A 17636-nucleotide genomic window follows, 5' to 3' on the forward strand; every position below is an offset into this window, starting at 1 on the left:
GTCCGGTCTGTAGCGGCGAGGGACGAGGTTCGGTCTCCTACCCAGCTGCGATCTGTCGGGCGTGCGAAGGACGCCTCGTGGATTGGGCCGGTCGGCCGGTCGATCTTGCGAACACCTCCCTCCTCGGGGCCGACATCCAAGTGTCGAATGGCGATGATGTCATCGTCGATGGCGACACGCCGATCTTCGTCGACGGCATAGCCTGCTGGGCGCGCGAGGCGCGCTTCGGTGGCATCGTGGTCCAACCTGCCGCCGCGTGGCTCAAGCCGCCGTCTACGATCGAAGAAAAGGGCTGCCCCAAGACGCTCGCTGCGTTCGAGTACGATGGGCGGGCGGTGCTGGATTTCCTGATCGCCGCATCCCCATGGGGATCGATCGATCAAGCGATCGCGTCCCTGTCGCTCTTCGCGCATCCCGACGTGGTCGCGGCGACCGGACGCCGAGCCGTCTTCCATACGGTACGGGGTCGGACGGCCGACCGGGGCACGATCACCGGCGGCGTGATGGTCGACGACAATGCGAGCCCGGCCGTCGCCTTCGAGTGGAGCACGGGTTTGAAGCGCGCGATGACACGCGATCTGACCTGCTGCCACCTCTACGCGAGTTCGAGCGACCCGGAGGCCTACACGGATCTCCGCAACATCTTCTACGCGCCGAGCTTCATCGCGAAGCTGACCGACAGCCAAGCTCGGTCGCTCCCGGAGGTGCATGCCCTCCACGTTCTGCGGTACCGCGCATTCGCCCTGCACGGCTACTGTGGGCCGGGCAGCACGATTCGACCACCGAAGCCACAGAACTACGATGGCCTGACATGGGCCGATCCGGCGGGCGCGGGCGCGACCGCGGAACAAGTGGAGGCCACGTTTCGGGCTCGGCTGGCTCAGAAGCCAAAAGACCGGATCACCAAATCGGTGGCGCGATGCGGCTGGGTGTTCTCAGGCGGCCACCCGGACCCTCAGGTGGTCTATGATGGACGTTCATGACCTGCGCCGATCGTTCTCGGCCGGCGTAGGTCTCCGGTCGAGGTGGTAGGCGATGGCAGCCTCTGACAGGGGTTGGTGCCCGTGCCGGCCGGGGAACGCCCAGGGGCCGGGCTGACTGCTCCAACCCGATGTCCATCTGGCCCAGCGCAGGAACGTGCTGGCGAACGGTTCTTCGAGGATGATCGCCTCGGCCGCCGGCCATAGCGTGACGCTGTTGCGGGTGACCACGATCTCGTCGCGCCGAAGCGCAAGGACGCGGGTGATCGGCAGGGCGCAGATCCGAGCCAGGAGCATGATGAGCATGGCGCGCGCCTCTCCGGCGCTGCGCGGCCTCTCCAGGCGCTTTCGCCAGGCTTTGATCTCAGCGCGCAGCCGCTTCTCTTGGGCGACCGGACTGAGACGGCGCGGCTTGGGCGAGGTCAGGGTCGGACCGCCCTGAGTGGCGACGAAGCTGAGAAAGCCCTGGAGCGCGGCCCGGTGCCCGGGGCTTTTGCGCAGCGCACGTGCGAGGTGGCGCTGGCTCAAGTCGCCGAGCGTGGCGTCGCCGAGTTCGGCGAGGAGGGCGAGGGCGGCCGTGAGCGCGGTCCGCTGAGTGATCGGCTTCCTGTTCCGGGCCGCGAGGCTGTCGCGGTACCGGCGCAGCAAGGGCGCGTGCGGGCTGTCCCGATGCGCTGTCAGGATCGCCTCGACCCGCTCGTTCTCGATCAGAACCTGGAGCCGGGCCCGGTCCCAGTCGAGGACGCCGACATCGCTCATGAAGGCGATCAGGGGTGCGACGCGTCGTGTGCCCTCTGCGCCGATCGCGGCGTGGAGCGCGTCGGTGGTGAGGCGCTCGGGGTTCGGAGCCGTGAGCGCGATCCGACGGCAAGCGTCTGCCGCCCGGGCGATGCGCTCGGTGGCGAGGCCGTTGTCGAGGGGAATGCGACCGCTCTCACAGAAGGCGATGAACATCCCGGACATCCAGCGGATCGGGATCGTTGCGGCTTCCTCGGCGATCTGGCGCTCGGAACGGCGTCGCTGGCTGCAGGGGTAGCAGGGAGCGTGGCCGCTTCCGGGTATGACGGCCTGGCAGATCGGGCACGTGTGGGTGATTCCGACCGAGCAGGGGAAGCAGATCCGGTCGTCCGCCATCACGGGGCGATGGCGGCGACAGATGCGGCAGGTTGCCCTCATCGGCGCGGATCCGTGGCGGCGAGGAGGCGGGCGGCCCGCACGCGCCGGTACCCGGCGCGGTTCTGTCGGCGCAGGCGCTTGAGGGCGCGGTCCTGGAGCACGGGGACGAAGGTCCGATCGCGGGCGAATCCTTCGGGCAGGCGCAGGATCTGGAGTGCGAGGTCGCCGGGCTGGGCGACTTTGCGGAAGCTGCGCTGGGTGAGCCCGGCGCTGCCGGCGGCGACGAAGAAGCGGTTCGGCCAGTCACTGAGCCAGTGACCGACGGTCTCGAGGATGACGGCGCGATTGCCGGCCCGCATTCTCTCGAACCGGCATGCTGAGATCGAGGCCGCGTCGAGCCCGAGGGCGGCGCGCAAGGCGGGCAGCACATCGGGATGCCGGGCCACTGTCACCAGCGCACGCAATCCGGAAAAGGCGTCATCCCCTTCCCAGGGCCCGACCGTCGTACCCGGGTCGTTCGCGAGCACAGCGAGCAGGCGGGCCTGCAAGTCGAGCGCGGCCGGCGGGACCACCGCGGGATGCGGATCGCGATGCGCGAGATCGAGCCCGCACGCGTGGCAGGCATCCAATCGCCAGCGGTAGCTGCGATGGGGCACGATGGCGGCCCCACAATGGGGGCAGGCATCGCGGAGCAGCGTCATGCAGCTCGGGCAGGAGAGCACGAAGCTGTAGCGCCACGCTCGCCGCACGTACGGCTCCCCGTCTGCCAAGCATCGCGGGCAGATCTGAACCGCGTGTCGCACCCGTGTGCGGTGAAAAATCCCGGCGGACAGGATCAGCGGCGTATCGCCCGATCCCCGGCCGAACCGGCGGCGCAGGGCATCGAGCGTCATCGTCTGCACCCGTTCGAGGGTGAGACCGGCGCGGCCCGCGAGGTCGGCGAGCCAGGCGGTTTCCTCGCCGCGGTCGAGATCGCGGTTCCAGACCGGTCGGTCCGGCCACCATTGGGCAGCGAACACGGTTGGTGGCAGGCGGTGCCTGAACGCGGCGCGCGCGAGATACGAGCTCAGGATCTCGTCGTCGTAGGGGGCTGAGGGCAGGGGCCAGCGCATGGCACCCTCAGCCGGCTGCGCGACGCCGTTCCCCGCCATACGGCAACCGCGACGCGGCCTCGAGGAGCGCCAGATCGACCCTAGGCTTGCCGGCCTCGATCGCGGTCTCGGTGGCTCGCTGGATCACCCGCACGACCCGACCGACGGTGCCTTCAGACACATTGAACAGGGCCGTCAGGGGCTCCTTGTCGGCGAGGTTCGAGGGCTCGGGCAGTGGCAAAAGCCGCTCGTAGCTCGCCACGAACGAGCGAAATTCCTGGTTCAATCGCCAGCGCGGCAACACGAACGGCTCGAACCGGTTGGCGGTCTGCTCGTCGGTCTTGAGCGCGGCCTCGGCGTCGCGTGTTCCCGCCGCGACGATGGGCAGACGCAGGCGGTTGCTCAGGCTTTTGAGCAGGAGCAGCCGGTCGCGCTGGGCGCGCGGGGGCAGGCGCGTGATGTTGTGCAACTCATCGATCATCAGCATGCGCACCGCGAGCTGATCGAGGATTGCGCAGGTGTAGCGCATCAGGTTCTCGCTTCGCCGGGGCGGCGCGCAGCGCAAGCGTTCCAGGATCGCTTCCCAGAACAGGGCCTCGTTGGCCTCCTTCGGCATCTCGATGAGGACGACCGAGAGTGGCCGATGACCGGTCAGCCCGTCGGGCTCGCGCAGGCGCACCGGATCGCCGTGACGGGCGGCGAAGGTCTCCAGGATGGTGCTCTTGCCGTTGTTGCTGTCCCCGATCAGCAGGCAGTTTTCCATCCGCCGGGCCCTGGCGTGGTGGAGGATGCTCTCCAGCCGATCCATCGCCGCCGTTGCCGCCGGGTAGCCGATCCACTGATCGGACTGGACGAACGCGATCCGCTCCTGGCGCGAGCGGTCCACGAGGAGCCGGACATCCGGCTGGAGGTGGGGATAGCGCTCGGACATCGGCGGCCTCGCAGATCGAGTTCCTGTTTTGTTCTAATCCGGGACGCTGATCAACGGGCTGGGGCGCGCTGTCCTCAGGCCTGTGGAGCGCTGTGGAGAACGGGGACAGGCGCTCGGGCGGTGGGTGTCACCCTTCGGCGGCGTCCAAGCACCTGCGCAGAATGAGCGATAGCGGTTGCGCAGAATTGGCAATGGGCGTGTCGCCCCGGCAGGGGCTGGGACCCAACTTGAACTGGCGGAGCGATGTCCATGGCAGGGCGAGGTTCTCGGCGGCGACCGCGCCGCTATCGAGAAACATTGGGTTCTCGTAGCCGGTGCCGCCGCAATCGGTGCAGTCGACGATGGCTTCCTTGCCATGCGCGTCGACGTGACCGCGCTCATAGCGGTACCAGTCCGTGACGATTTCTCAATTGCCCTGACAGGTCTAGTACCACATTTGATCGGCCTCGTCTTTCAAATCTGGTTTGCGGCGGGCGTGATCCCGATTTGGCGGAGTGCGGCTTGGTGGGCGGCCATCATTGCCGTCTCGGCCGGAAGCGAGGTGACCTCGCGATTGAGCCGAGCAACGAACGCTGAGGTCTCGCGATCCTCTCGCCTCCGCCGGTACGCGGTGTGCAGATCGCTCTCGTGGTGCTTCTGGACCGCGGTTTGTGCGACTGCGAGGCAAGCGCGCTCGGCGTCCGTCGGTTCATGTGCTTGAAAGGCGATGGCATAGGCGACTTTGGCCGCGCCCTCGCATGCGTTTTGAAGGATGAGCAACCGATCGTAGAGCGCTGCGAGATGGGGATTGAGGTCTTCGCGGGGGTAGAACGTCATCAGGTCGATGACATCGGGTTCCCCGTGCTCACAGCGCGGTCGCGTCACACGACCGATGCGCTCGACGTCGAACTGCCCGCTGATCAGGCTCTCCCAGCAGAAAGCGTTGTCGGCCGGCGTTTCGCCGACGCGCCCGTGGATCAGGCCTTCGGGGATCGCGATGGCGATTGCCCCGGACGTTGAGGTACAGTCGGAAAACAGCCGTGCCATCATGGCGATCTCTCCGAGGCGCTCGATCAAGATCTGCGGCGGGGCTTTGGCCCGGTTCATGAACCGCGCCATGGCGTGGACGCTGAGGTGAACCTGCGGATTGTACTGCGTGACGTGATAGAACCCCCGTTCCTGCTTGTAGGTCAGGCCGCACAGCGAGACGCCCAGATTGCCTCTGCGAACGAGCGTTTCCGCTTCGATCCAGACATCGATCTGACGCTGGACTTTCTTGAGGGTCCGCATCGTCGCGATGGTCTCCTCGCTTGCGACCGTTTGCAACTTCGACAGAAGGTTGCCGTAGCATCGCTCGACGAACTCGATGCTGGCTTTCCGATGCCGGAAGAACAGCCCTAGAGCGAGGCTGCCGATCTCTCCTAGGGGTTCTGTGAAGGCGGCAGATTGATCAAATATCTGGCGCTGGAGACGCTCGCAGAAATTCTGGCAGGCGTGTTCGGAGGTATAGGTCGTGGGGTGCGGACGTGCGATATCGCCGAACCCCCGGCATGTGGACCGGCGGGCCATGTCGAACTCCAATGGGATATGAGGATTTTGGTGTCGCGGGCAGCTCGGACACGCTGCAGCGGCGTTGGTGGGACAGGCCGCCTGGGCAAAGGTCCGAAGGAACCTGATGTAGGGGTGCTCGGGCCCAAAGTGGATGATTTCGTCGTTGGTGAGGTGCACGAGGTCCGAAAACGTTGCGTGCATCGCGGCCTCGGCATCCTAGGTCGTCGGGCAGGCGGCCCCACGCGACGGGGCGCTGGATCTGACCGCGCCGTTCCGGGCGCGCATTGGCGATGGCGATCGCGCCCTCGTGGGTGGTGTTCCACAAGGTGCATTTATCGTCGCGGTCCGTGGGGGCTGCGTCGCCCGCACGGTGGAAGAGGATCAGCGGCGGTGGGCGCGGACGAACCGGGCGATCTTTACGTCGCCCCAGTCAGCCATGGCGTCGAAGGCGGCATGGATCGCAGCCTCGGCTTCGTGGAACAGCGCAATCTGTTACTTGATGGGAGCGAAAGGCCCCGGCGTTTACGCCGTTGCGACCAGAGAGAAAGGGAGAACTGCACAGTTACCTGACTCGTAAGGATGAGATTCGAAGTGCCTAGCCAATCGTTTGGCCAGGACCCTGCGACATCCAGGTGCCCCTACCCGGGCGTGCGAAGAAGTAATTCAACGTGCGAAGCCCCGGGGACAATGTCCCGATACTGGCAGCCTCAGGCTGGTTGAGGGCTAGGGGAGGACCGAGAGGTTGAGCAACTGCGAAGAGCCAATCTAAAGACTCGTGAACGCCAACCTGCCAAAGGGGCTGACAGGCAGGACCAAAATGGTAAGCGGGTAGGTCCGACACATCAACGTTGTGTCGGCGATGTTCATGAACCCCGCCGGGTCACAGGCTCCAACCTCCTCGGACCGCATCTTCGGTCTGATCAACTGGGTAAGCCCCACTCGTCCCGCCGGCAGGCGGTATCCCGACCGCAAGGAAGGGGGACGGCGGAGGGGGTAGAGGAAAGCCGGAGAAAGCGAAGGCCGCACTGTAATGGCGCGGATAGGGCCCGCGTGAGCGGGACATACCCAGTCCGAAAGGACGCAGACTTCCGGCAGGTCTCAGCGGAAGCGAGGTGCTGGCATGGTGCCAGTCGTTGGAGACGTTAGACGATGCTCGTCATCGAACAGACCAACGAGCGTGAACTGAAGCGGTGGTCCGACATCAACTGGACCGCCGCCGAGGCGAACGTGCGCCATATCCAGGACCGCATCTTCCGAGCGGCCGCGGATGGGAAGCATGCGAAGGTGAAGAACCTTCAAAAGCTCCTCGTCCGCTCCACGTCCGCCAGGCTCAAGGGTGTCCGACAGGTGACCCAGGAGAATGGCGGCAAGCACACGTCAGGCGTCGATGGGGTGGTGTGCAACACCCCGGAGAGCCGCTTGGCGCTCCTGAAGGACGGCCTGAGTCTCCACGGGTACAAGCCGAAACCGGTACGGCGGGTTCACATCCCGAAGTCCGGCGGAAAGTTGCGCCCTCTGGGGATTCCGACCGTGAGGGATCGTGTCATGCAGGCCATCGTCAAGATGGCGCTGGAGCCGGAATGGGAGAGCCGTTTCGAGGCCAACTCCTACGGGTTCCGGCCCGGGCGTTCCTGTCATGATGCTATCGAGGCCATCCATACGACGCTGAACCAGAAGGGTAGCAGCAAATGGGTGCTCGATGCGGATATCAGCGGATGCTTCGACAATATCGATCATGATGCTCTGTTGCAGCGACTGCCGGTGTTCACGACGGTGATCCGACGCTGGCTCAAGGCCGGCGTCGTGGAGTTCGGTAAGCTCGCGCCGTCCGAGACGGGAACGCCGCAGGGAGGGGTCATCTCTCCTCTCTTGGCGAACATCGCCTTGGACGGCATGGAGCGACTGTTCGGTGCCGAGCGAGCGGACGGGAGCCAAGTGTCCCCAGCCCAACGACGGAACGCGGATCGAGGCGTCAACCTCATCCGCTACGCCGACGACTTCGTGATCACCGCTCCCTCACGGGAAGTCCTCGAAGCGTACGTCACTCCGAAGGTCGAGGCATTCCTCGCCGAACGGGGACTACGACTGAGTGAAGCGAAAACCCGGATTGTCCATGTCGACGACGGGTTCAACTTCCTCGGCTTCGAGATCAGGCAAATGGGCAGGACGCTGCTGGCGCGCCCTCAGAAGGCCAAGGTGCTTGGGCATCTAGCTCAACTCAAGGCCTATCTGAACGCGAATAAGCAGACGCCTGTTTCGGTAGTGATAGCCGATCTAGGACCCCGGGTTCGAGGTTGGGCGTATTACTATCGACACTGTGCCGCCAAGGAGACGTTTTCCTACGCCAGTCATCGCGTCTGGGCCATGTTATGGGCCTGGGCGAAGCGGAGGCACCCGAACAAGCCCAGCAAATGGGTTGTGAGGCGCTACTTCCGTGATGATGGCTACTGGACGCTCATCGACGGTACGGCCCAACTCTACCGCCACAATGCGACACCAATCACACGCTTCACGAAGGTGATTGGCCGTTCCTCGCCCATGAACCCCGCACAGCGGGAATACTGGGAACAGCGGAAGCAACGCAGCATGGCGCGAGAGGCGTACCGGAAAAGCCGGTTGGCGATGCTGAGAGCACAAGCTAACGCCTGTGGCCTTTGCCATGTCGCCTTCTGGCCTGGAGACCCGATCGACGACCATCACATCGTGCGGAAGCACGAAGGCGGTTCGAACGATCTGGTGAACAGGATGCTTGCCCACCGTTGGTGCCACCACGCGCATCATCAGCGGACAGGATACCAAGCCGTCGAGGCTTGAGCCGTGTGAGGGGAAACTCTCACGCACGGTTCTTAGGGGGCGGGGACGCAGCAATGCGTCCCCGCTACCCGGCGGGATGAAAGCGTTCGCGGCGTTGTTGCGCGCGGAACGAGCATCTAGGCTCCAACCATGACGTTCGCGGCGGGCTACCGGTACCGGTTCGACCCGACGCCTGAGCAAGCTGACTTGCTCCGGCGCACCTTCGGGTGCGTGCGCGTCGTCTACAACCGCGCGCTCTACGAACGCGAGACGGCTTGGCGGGAGCGCCGCGAGCGCATCCCGTTCAAGGTGATGTCGCGCTGGCTGCCGGTTTGGAAGGCTGAGTGGCCGTGGCTCGCCGAGGTCTCGTCGGTACCGGTGCAGCAGACGCTCCGGCACTTGGAGGCGGGCTACGTCCGCTTCTTCCAGCGGCTCGGGGGAAAGCCGCGGTTTAAGTCACGGCGCGATCCGCAAGCGGCGACGTTCATGAAGACGGGGTTCCGCTGGCGCGATGGCGAGCTTACGCTTGCGCTGATGAATCAGCCCCTGGCGATCCGCTGGTCGCGGGAACTGCCGAGCGCGCCCTCATCCGTGACGATCTCGCTCGATGCAGCGGGCCGCTGGCACGTGACGTTTCGGGTCGAGGTCGAGCCCGAGCCTGCGCCGGAGCCGCTGCGACCGGCGATCGGCATCGATCTTGGTCTGATGAGGCTCGCTGTCTCCTCGGACGGCGCGTCTGTGGCCAACCCGCGCTGGCTGCGCCAGCGCCAGCATCGTCTCCGCCGGGCGCAACGCGTTCTCGCCCGTAAGAAGAAAGGCTCGAAGAATCGGGAGAAGGCTCGGCGCGCGGTCGCGCGCCTTCACGCCCGCGTCGCCGACGCGCGGCGTGACCATCATCACAAGCTCTCGACGCGGTGGATCCGCGAGAACCAAGCGATCCATGTCGAGACGCTGAGCCTGCGCGGGCTCGCCCGCACGCGGCTCGCGCGCTCGCTCTACGACGCAGCCTGGGGCTCGCTGCTCGCGATGCTCCGGTACAAGGCGGCGTGGTACGTGCGGGACCTCGTCGCCATCGACCGCTTCTACCCGAGCACGCGCGCGTGCTCGTGTTGCGGCACCGTCGGTCCGAAACGGGCGCTGCACGTCCGGACCTGGACGTGCGACGCCTGCGGCGTCACGCACGACCGCGACGTGAACGCGTCGCACAATATCCTGGCCGCGGGGCACGCGGTCAGGGCCGGGGCACACCCTCGGCGATCGCCTGTGGAGGGGACGTCAGACGCAACGGGCTTAGCCCGGTGCGCATCCTCTGTGAAACAGGAACTTGCGGCGTGAGCCGCAGGAATCCTCGACCTTTAGGTCGGGGAGGTTCTGTCAATTGGCTTTCACGCGATCGAAGTTGATGAGGGGGCCGTCTTCGGTTGAGCGGGCATGGCGGAGCGTTCGGCCGCCATCCGCATGGCCCACAGGAGCGGCGGAGTGTCGACGTCGATCGCTGAGAGACGTGCTCAGGGGCCTTACGGGTCGACCCCGTGCCGTTTGACCCGCGCGCCGGCGGTAAAGCCGGGCTCGTGCGGGCCGTAGACGTTGAGGCTCGAACCGGCGACCTTGCAGTCCATCAACGCGCGGCGCAGGGCGACGATCATCGCGCACATCGGGTCCGGATCGCCATCGGCGACGATCCAAAGGAAAGCGAGGTCGGCTTCGGCGAGAAGGCCGAAACTGTCGATTCCATGCCGATAGAGCGCTTTGGCCCAGGCTGGTTCCGGATCTGCGTCGGTCCACCGGCCTCGTGACAGGATCGACCGTTCGCGATGCCAATCCACCCCCATCGGCACAATTGGTTGGTGGTGGGAACGATAGGGAAGCCGATAGAGCTCGGGCCCGTCCGCGTGTTCGGCCCGAAGCTGGTCGGCGTCGTGGTCGATGAGGTGTTCGATCCCGGCTCGGGTTTTGGCTCTGAACCGGCGACGCGCATCCTCGGGTGTATCGGCGAGGAACGCCATGACGTCCGCGTACGTCCCGAGCCCCTCGGCCTGTAACGCCGGGCCGAGCCATGATCGGCCCAGCGATCGGTTCCCGAACGCCTGAGATCCGAAGTTGGGCGGCAGAGGGCGTTGATCGCCGACGTCGTCCTCGTCCAGAGATGGCTCCGGGTTCACCTGGAAAGCCGAGATGCAGCGGCGTTGCTCGTCGAGGCTCAATCCGAGCGCGTCACGGGTCACCGCGGCCATGCGAGCCAGATCTCCGAGCGTCTTCAGACCGGCCATCTTCAGCGTGGCGGTGGAGCCCGCCGACAGGCCGGCGTCACGCAAGGGAACTGCGTCCAGGCGCGCGAAGTCGTCTGCGGTCAGCGTGTCCGAGGGCGGGCAACGGACCGTCACCAGCGACAGGCACTGCGCGATCCATCCGAATGCGTCGAACGTCGCGCCTGGGAGGCTCAAGATCTCCTCGGGCAGGAGCTGCACGAGATCGGCGAGCGTGTGGACCTCCCACGTCGCCAAGACCTGGCGGACCTCTGGCCTGCCGAAGTACCCAGGGAGCGGGTGGCGGCGCATCCGCAGGACATCCTGCTGGCTGAGATGCGGATAGAGGGACCACGCAGACCGGAGATCGGGCGGCAGGTCGTAGAACGGCATGATGGCCTCGTGGGTGCGACGGGAGCGCTGACTGACGGTGGCCGCTTCACCACACTGCGCCAATGCAACGCTGTGTCAGGACTGGCCGGCAAGACTGAGGGCGTCACTGATGCAGTGACCATCGGCGATCCGGCCGATCGAGTACGGGTCCGACGACGGCCGAAAAACGGTTCGTCGCACCCTACGTCAGCGCTGAAATTCCGCTGGCTCGATGTCGCCGTAGATGATCGGAGGCGTATCGAAGAGCCCGTCTTCCTCGCGTAGGCTCGGCGTGCTCGGCTGCGGTTCCTGCACGGCCGATGCTGCCGGGGCGGGCTTCACCCGCGTAGCACGATGAAACTCACGGCGGGCCGCCTTGGTCTTGGCTCGCGCTTCCTCGGCATAACCCTCCCGGCGCGCGATGGCCTTGAACAGCGCGTCCTCATCGACGTCGAGAACGCCCTGGCGTTTGAGTTCCGCCTTTGCGGCCTTGATCTGCCACAGGCTGACCGACGGGTGGCTGAGATCGCGATACGGGATCGCGAAGTATCGCTGGATCTCCGGGTCCCAGAACCAGATCCGGCTGACGTCGCGGGGATCCCGGCGGAATTCGAACTGTCGCGGCCGCTTCGGATCGTTCGGATCGGTCGCGCCGGCCCAGCGATACAGGACCTCGTCCTGGTAGCCGATCTTGTCCATCTCGACGCCGTAGCGCTGGATCGTGCGCTCGAGGCACGGCGTGAAGTCGAGCCGGAGCTTCTCCGCGTCGGCGATCTTTTCCGGCAACCCCGCCCCGGGTTGGATCCCGTCGCCCAGTAGACCGACTTGCCACCTGCGCCGCGGTGTCATCGCGATCTCGCTGTGCAGGCGCATGTGATAGGTCGTGGTGAGAAAGTCGACGAGGTACCGCTCGACCTCACCGAGGGTCATGCTGGCCATGCCCTCGGAATTGTAGCCCTCGCGCTGGCGCGTGTTCGAGAACGTCGCGCCGTCGAGCTTGCGCACCTCGTTGGCGGTCGTCCCCATCAGGCGCTCGATGTGACCGCCGTAGTGGGGGGTCTTCACCGGCCGGAAATCGAGGTCGATGCCCCAGTCCCGGCACGCTCGCGCGAGCAGCTTGCCGCGAAACTCCTTGGCGTTGTCCGCCATCACCTTCGCCAAGCGTCCGTAGACCGGCCACTCGCCGGGCACGCCGAGCGCCTCCAGCACCGACCCCTTGGGCAGCATGCTCATGGACAGGCACAGGCCGACCGCGTTGGCGTTCGGTCGCTCCATCGACAGGTGGTAGCCCGTGACCATGCGCGAATACACGTCGATCGCGAGCGTCAGCCACGGTCGACCCATCGGCAGCCGCGTCGTCTCCTCGACCACGATCACGTCGACCTGCGTGTGATCGATCTGGATCACCGCCAACGGCTTGTCCGCGCCCGGAAAATGCCCGCGAACCGGCTTGCCGAGGTTGTCCGCCTTCGCCTTCTGACCGCGCCGGCGCAAAACGAGTTGCGGATGCAGCGCCGCGATACGCGCCCGTACCGTATTCTTACCCGGCACTGGCAGCTTCGCCTGGCGGCAGGCGGCCTCGACCTTCTCGATGATGTCGGAGGGCTTCAGCTTCTGCCGCGTCAGGAACGCGTCCTCGATCGCGCCAGCGATCACCGCCTCGACCTCCGGCGACAGCGATGTCCGCCCCGGCGGGCGGCCCGCCGTCGTCGGGGCCAGGGCCGAGAGGTGCCCCGAGTGGCTGTAGTCCGAGAGCCAGCGGTAGATCGTGCTCGGATCGACACCCGCCCGGGCCGCGACCGCCTCGACCTCGGCGCGCGGGATGATGCCGCGGTCCACCAACGGCTTGATGATCGCCCAGCGCTGCTCGGCGACCGCCCACGCCTTGTCCGAGATGTCGCTCGCCCGGCGCTGCTTCTCGGCTGGCCCGTCTGTATCCGGCTGCACCGCCTCGATATCGGCGACCTTGAGCCGCTTGCGCTCCCCCGTCGCGACGTTCTCGCCTAGGACGCTGTCGAGATCGATCTCATGGGTGATGCGATACGTCGCCGCTCCGCAGCGGACCTCACAAGAGGGCGCAAGGCGTATGAATGCGGATCGCTCCATGTCGTGGCCTCGTCCTCAGCGACCCAGATCGGGGTCTTCATCGTCAGGTCTAGGGTGAGATCAGCCTCGATCCGACCCTGCGCAAGTAAGCGCCACAGGTGCGGGAGTGCCTGCAGGCGGCTGTGCTCGTCGGAGAAGCACGCGAGCAGCACGATCTCGGGCGTGGCCTCCTCGTAGGCCATCAGCGTCGCGATCAGCGTCTCCTCGAACCCGTCGTGCTCCGCGCGCCGGAGGTACGGGCGCAGGAACGTCACGTTGGCGAGCAACGGCGTGCGGATCTCTGTCTCGGTCAGAATCCTGAACGTCGCACCCTGCTCGCGCGCATAGGCGCGCGCCGCCAGGAACGCCGGCTTCAGGCGCGGCCACTGCGCCATCAGGTCCGCCCGGTACTTCACCTCGTAGATCATCGGCGTCGCCGCGGCGGCCGAGGGCTGGGCCGCATTCGGCCCGACGAATTCCACCGCCACGTCCGGCGTGTACCGGCGGGGCCTGTGAGTGATCGGATCGCGGAAGGGGATCGTGATGGGTTGCCCGCGCACCCGCTGGGCCGAGGGCAGGAAGTCCAGGATCGTCAGGAGGTCGCGTTCGAGCGTGCTCTCATGGGCGATCGACGCGCCCTTTACCTGAACCATGCCGCGGACCGAGCGGTGGCCCATGCCGATGGTGCGCGCCGACGCGCTGCCGGGCGCGAGCGGCACGGCCGGCCTGGTCGAAGCGCTTCGCGCCGAAGATTTCGGGGACGGACGTGGCATGCGCGGGAGTGTCCCCAAGCGGAAGGAGCATGGAAAGGGCAGCGGGATCGCAAAAATTCGGCGGGCTCGGCGCGGCCGTGTGAGGCGGCGAAATCCGGTCGCGGAATTTCCTGGAAAACGCGATCCAGTCGCGGAATTTATGGGTGTAGAATCTTGGGGTTTTGGGGTGGAAACCCTGTTAAATCGTTGTTTTTGTTATGGTCGAGTCGCGGTGTTTGGTGGAAGTGACAGCGGCATCGGCGCCCGGCCCGGCGAGGTGTCGCTCGCCCATGGCGGCGTCCTCTTCCTCGACGAACTGCCCGAGTTCAACGGCCAGGTGCTCGATTCCCTGCGCCAGCCGCTGGAGACCGGCAACGTCATGATCGCCCGCGCCAACCACCGGGTGACCTATCCGGCCCGGTTCCAGCTGGTGGCGGCGATGAATCCGTGCCGCTGCGGTCAGGCCACCGAGCCGGGCTTCGCCTGCCGGCGCGGGCCCAACGAGCGCTGCGTCGCCCAGTACCAGGCCCGGCTCTCCGGTCCGCTCCTCGACCGGATCGACCTGCAGATCGAGGTGCCGGCAGTCAGCGCCGCCGACCTGATCCTGCCGCCACCGGAGGAGGGCTCCGCGGAGGCCGCCGCACGGGTCGCCGCGGCGCGAACCCGCCAGGAGCGGCGCTACGCGGAGGCCGGCCAGCCCCCCGGTACCACCAACGCCTCCTGCCCGGCGACGCTGATCGAGGAGGCGGCGCGTCCCGATGCCGACGGGATGGCCCTGATCCGTGACGCCGCCGACGCCATGCGGCTCTCCGCCCGCGGCTTCCACCGGGTGCTGCGCGTCGCCCGCACGCTCGCCGACCTCGACGGCGAGGCGCGGGTGCGCCGGCTCCACCTCGCCGAGGCCCTGTCCTACCGCAGCCAGGCAGACCGGCGCACCGTCGCCGCCTGAACCGTCGTGGTGAAGCGGGCGTTACATTGGTCCCGCAAATCGTCCCGCTTCTCCGCACGATCCGCTAAGTCACTTTCCCAACTCATCTTTCAGCTCCGCCCGGCATACTCGCGACGGTGCGGTGGAGGATGTGGGATGGTGTGGCTCTGCGCGGCAGCCGGTGGCGCCTCGGTCCTTGCCTGGCTGGCTTGGCACTGGCGGAGCGGCCGACGCCTGACCCGGATCTGGCGCGACGGTGAGGTCGAGCGCCTGCACGACCTCGTCTGGCGTACCTCGGAGAGCGAGGAGCGCTATCGCAGCCTAGTCGAGGCGCAGATCGAACTCGTGGTCCAGCGCGATGCGGAAGGGCGCATCACCTTCGCCAACCAGGGTTTCGCCGACCTGCTCGGCACCACGCCCGCGGCGTTGCTCGGCACCACCCGCGAGGCCGACGTGGCCGAGACCGGTGCGATGCGCCAGCGCGCCGACGGCGCCCGCCTCGTCGACGTGGCGATCGTGCCTGCGGGGGGAGGGCCGTTGCGCTGGTTCGCCTTCGTCGAGACCGTCACGGTCGGGCGCGACGGCCGGGCCGAGGTGCTGCGGGCGGGCCGCGACGTCACCGAGCGGGTCGAATCCGCCCGCTCCCTCGAGGAGGCCCGCCGCCGGGCTGAGGCGGCGAGCGTGGCGAAATCGCGCTTCCTCGCCAGCGTCAGCCACGAGTTCCGCACGCCGCTCAACGGCATCATGGGCATGGCCGACCTAATGCTCGACACGTCCTTGAGCCCCGAGCAGCGCACTTATGCCGAGGCGGTCAAGACCTCCGGCGAGGCCCTGTTGTCGCTCATCGACGGTATTCTCGACTTCTCGAAGATCGAAGCCGGACGGCTCGACCTCGCGGCGGAGCCCTTCGACCCGGCGACGCTGGTCGAGAGCGTGGTCGAGCTGCTGGCGCCCCGGGCGCAGGACAAGGGTCTGGAGATCGCCGCCGACATCGAGGCGTTGCCGGCCGCGCTGATCGGCGATTCCGACCGTGTGCGGCAGATCCTGATCAACCTCGCCGGCAATGCGGTGAAGTTCACCGAGGCCGGCGGCGTCGGCGTCACGGCGTCCTGGGATGCCGAGGAGCTGATCCTGGCCGTGCATGATACCGGTCCGGGCATTCCCGAGGAGCGCCTGCCGGTGCTGTTTCAGGAATTCGAGCAGGGCGACGGCAGCGCCAGCCGCCGCCACGAGGGGACCGGCCTCGGATTGGCGATCACCCAGCGCCTCGTCGATCGGATGGGCGGCCGCCTCGCCGTCACTTCGCTCCCGGGCGAGGGCAGCTGCTTCACGGTTCGTCTTCCCCTGCGGAGCACCGTGATCCCGCCCCGGCCGCCGATGCCGCGTCTCACGGGACAGCGCGTCCTGGTGGTCGCCGCGGCGGCCTTCGAGGCGCCCTACATCGCGCGCCGTCTCGGCCGGGCCGGCGCCGAGGCCGTGGTGGTCGAGACGGAGGCCGAAGCCGTCGCCGCGCTGTCCGGCGGATCGACGTTCGGTTCCGTCATCGCCGACCGCGCCCTCGGCGACGCGGTCGTCCGCCGGATCGCGACCGCCGCCCGTCAGGCCGGCGTGAGCCGCAGCATCGTGCTCCTGTCACCGTTCGACCGGCGCGATTTCGGCTCGCCGGCGGCGGCAGGGTTCGACCGCTACCTCATCAAGCCGGTGCGCCTGACCTCCCTGCTCGCCCGCCTCGCCGAGCCGGCCCCGCCGCCGGCCCGCAGCCCGAGCGCAGCTGCAACCGCACCGCGACCCTCCTCCTGCCGTCCGCGAGTGCTGCTGGCCGAGGACAACCCGATCAACGCGCTCCTGGCCACCAAGGCGCTGGAGCGTCTCGGGGCCGTCGTGCTCTGGGCGCGGGACGGTGCCGAAGCGGTGACGCGGTTGCAGGAAGCTGCATCATCGACGACACCCTTCGACCTCGCGCTCGTCGACATCCGCATGCCGATCCTCGACGGCCTCGAAGCCGCGCGGTGCCTGCGCACCTACGAGGCCCAGCACCGCCTCGCGCGGACACGGCTCGTCGCGGTGACCGCCAACGTCCAGGCCGAGGACCAAGCCGCCGCCCTCGCCGCCGGCTTCGACGGTTTCCTGTCGAAGCCTCTCGACCTGAAAGCCCTGCCGGGGCTCCTGGAGGCGAGGGCGGCCTGAACCCGATCGGCATGCCGTTCGCACCGGGATCGACCCGGCGAGCGGCGAGCCCGCGTGGAGCATCGGCACCAGACTTGTTTGAATTGCGAGTGTGTCGGCCGAGCTGGCCCAGCGTCCGGATTTCTTCGAAGTCCGATCTTCAGAGCGTCTGGAATGCCATCCGCGACTCTTCGAACTCGGACATGACGGGCACAGCCCCGGATGGCCGGGAGAAATGCAGAGCCCTTGGTCCGGCATTGGATTGGCCGTGCGGTGGTAAGGGCCTCTGAACGCGACAAAGCCCGCCAGGGTTGAGCCTGGCGGGCTTGGCGTTCGAGAATCGTGCAGAGGGAACGTGACGTGCTTGGCAGGTCTGGCGGTGACCGACTCTCCCGTGTCTTGAGACACAGTACCATGGGCGCTGGGGCGGTTAACGGCCGAGTTCGAGATGGGATCGGGTTCTGATCACCCCGCTCAGACCACCAGACCGGCCAAGCACGTTCGTCCAGCAAGCATTCGTTCTGTGGCAGCCGCTCGGCTGCGTCAGGCGTCTTCATCGTGTCGTGGTGTCGGGGTTGATCCGGACACGGATCATGAGAGCGATCAAGCCGATCGAGCGATTAGTACTGGTCAGCTCAGCGCGTTA

General features: G+C 67.0%; 11 protein-coding genes, 1 rRNA gene and 1 pseudogene. 5 read left to right on the forward strand and 8 right to left on the reverse strand.

The window, feature by feature from the left end; translation table 11 throughout:
- Positions 1-77: 77 nt before the first annotated feature.
- A complete protein-coding gene (locus tag G4G93_RS03740) occupies positions 78-983 on the forward strand; it encodes a hypothetical protein (protein ID WP_246736483.1) in 906 nt (301 codons plus the stop codon).
- Here the strand turns inward: G4G93_RS03740 and G4G93_RS03745 are convergent.
- The 4 genes from G4G93_RS03745 to G4G93_RS03760 all read right to left on the reverse strand — a co-directional run bounded on the left by G4G93_RS03745 (position 978) and on the right by G4G93_RS03760 (position 5849).
- Entirely contained in the window at positions 978-1943 is a 966-nt protein-coding gene (locus tag G4G93_RS03745) for a hypothetical protein (protein ID WP_165081250.1), read from the reverse strand. The genes G4G93_RS03740 and G4G93_RS03745 overlap by 6 nt on opposite strands.
- A gap of 209 nt (positions 1944-2152) precedes the next feature.
- Positions 2153-3247, reverse strand: a complete 1095-nt coding sequence (locus G4G93_RS03750; RefSeq protein ID WP_165081252.1) for a TniQ family protein — start codon at positions 3245-3247, stop codon at positions 2153-2155.
- On the reverse strand, positions 3216-4118 hold the full coding sequence (locus G4G93_RS03755) for a TniB family NTP-binding protein (RefSeq protein WP_165081254.1): 903 nt from the start codon (positions 4116-4118) through the stop codon (positions 3216-3218). Before G4G93_RS03755 ends, G4G93_RS03750 begins: the two co-directional genes overlap by 32 nt.
- Before the next feature lie 453 nt (positions 4119-4571).
- Positions 4572-5849, reverse strand: coding sequence for a hypothetical protein (locus tag G4G93_RS03760; protein WP_165081256.1), 1278 nt, complete (start codon positions 5847-5849; stop codon positions 4572-4574).
- Between the two features lie 948 nt (positions 5850-6797).
- Between G4G93_RS03760 and ltrA the strand changes: the two genes are divergently transcribed.
- Entirely contained in the window at positions 6798-8462 is a 1665-nt protein-coding gene (ltrA, locus tag G4G93_RS03765; RefSeq protein WP_165081258.1) for a group II intron reverse transcriptase/maturase, read from the forward strand.
- Between the two features lie 129 nt (positions 8463-8591).
- Positions 8592-9776 carry an RNA-guided endonuclease TnpB family protein gene (locus G4G93_RS03770; protein ID WP_206289445.1) on the forward strand — a complete coding sequence of 395 codons (1185 nt, stop codon included), beginning with the start codon at positions 8592-8594 and terminating at the stop codon, positions 9774-9776.
- A gap of 182 nt (positions 9777-9958) precedes the next feature.
- Here G4G93_RS03770 and G4G93_RS03775 read toward each other — a convergent pair whose 3' ends face one another.
- The 3 genes from G4G93_RS03775 to G4G93_RS03785 form a co-directional block, all read right to left on the reverse strand.
- On the reverse strand, positions 9959-11080 hold the full coding sequence (locus G4G93_RS03775) for a hypothetical protein (protein WP_165081260.1): 1122 nt from the start codon (positions 11078-11080) through the stop codon (positions 9959-9961).
- Between the two features lie 186 nt (positions 11081-11266).
- The gene (locus G4G93_RS03780) at positions 11267-13165 is read right to left on the reverse strand and encodes a Mu transposase C-terminal domain-containing protein (RefSeq protein WP_165081262.1); all 1899 of its coding nucleotides are present in this window, start codon (positions 13163-13165) and stop codon (positions 11267-11269) included.
- Positions 13063-13863 (reverse strand): TnsA endonuclease N-terminal domain-containing protein, encoded by an 801-nt coding sequence (locus G4G93_RS03785; RefSeq protein WP_165081264.1) that lies wholly within the window; start codon positions 13861-13863, stop codon positions 13063-13065. The genes G4G93_RS03780 and G4G93_RS03785 overlap by 103 nt, the downstream gene beginning before the upstream one ends.
- Positions 13864-14125: 262 nt before the next feature.
- Between G4G93_RS03785 and G4G93_RS03790 the strand changes: the two are divergent.
- Positions 14126-14845 (forward strand): annotated as a pseudogene (locus tag G4G93_RS03790) (ATP-binding protein); the annotation flags it as partial.
- A gap of 135 nt (positions 14846-14980) precedes the next feature.
- Positions 14981-17011 carry a PAS domain-containing hybrid sensor histidine kinase/response regulator gene (locus G4G93_RS03795; protein ID WP_165081266.1) on the forward strand — a complete coding sequence of 677 codons (2031 nt, stop codon included), beginning with the start codon at positions 14981-14983 and terminating at the stop codon, positions 17009-17011.
- Positions 17012-17361: 350 nt separating this feature from the next.
- On the opposite strand, the gene rrf is transcribed toward G4G93_RS03795, so the two are convergent.
- Positions 17362-17477, reverse strand: a 5S ribosomal RNA gene (rrf, locus tag G4G93_RS03800).
- Between the last annotated feature and the right edge of the window lie 159 nt (positions 17478-17636).

Source organism: Methylobacterium sp. DB0501, assembly GCF_011043735.1.
GTDB lineage: Bacteria > Pseudomonadota > Alphaproteobacteria > Rhizobiales > Beijerinckiaceae > Methylobacterium > Methylobacterium alsaeris.

Coding starts and splice junctions, on each gene's coding strand:
- G4G93_RS03745 (WP_165081250.1), bottom strand. CDS start 1,943: ATGTCCGGGATGTTCATCGCCTTCTGTGAGAGCGGTCGCATTCCCCTC.
- G4G93_RS03750 (WP_165081252.1), bottom strand. CDS start 3,247: ATGGCGGGGAACGGCGTCGCGCAGCCGGCTGAGGGTGCCATGCGCTGG.
- G4G93_RS03755 (WP_165081254.1), bottom strand. CDS start 4,118: ATGTCCGAGCGCTATCCCCACCTCCAGCCGGATGTCCGGCTCCTCGTG.
- G4G93_RS03760 (WP_165081256.1), bottom strand. CDS start 5,849: ATGCACGCAACGTTTTCGGACCTCGTGCACCTCACCAACGACGAAATC.
- ltrA (WP_165081258.1), top strand. CDS start 6,798: ATGCTCGTCATCGAACAGACCAACGAGCGTGAACTGAAGCGGTGGTCC.
- G4G93_RS03770 (WP_206289445.1), top strand. CDS start 8,592: ATGACGTTCGCGGCGGGCTACCGGTACCGGTTCGACCCGACGCCTGAG.
- G4G93_RS03775 (WP_165081260.1), bottom strand. CDS start 11,080: ATGCCGTTCTACGACCTGCCGCCCGATCTCCGGTCTGCGTGGTCCCTC.
- G4G93_RS03780 (WP_165081262.1), bottom strand. CDS start 13,165: ATGGAGCGATCCGCATTCATACGCCTTGCGCCCTCTTGTGAGGTCCGC.
- G4G93_RS03795 (WP_165081266.1), top strand. CDS start 14,981: ATGGTGTGGCTCTGCGCGGCAGCCGGTGGCGCCTCGGTCCTTGCCTGG.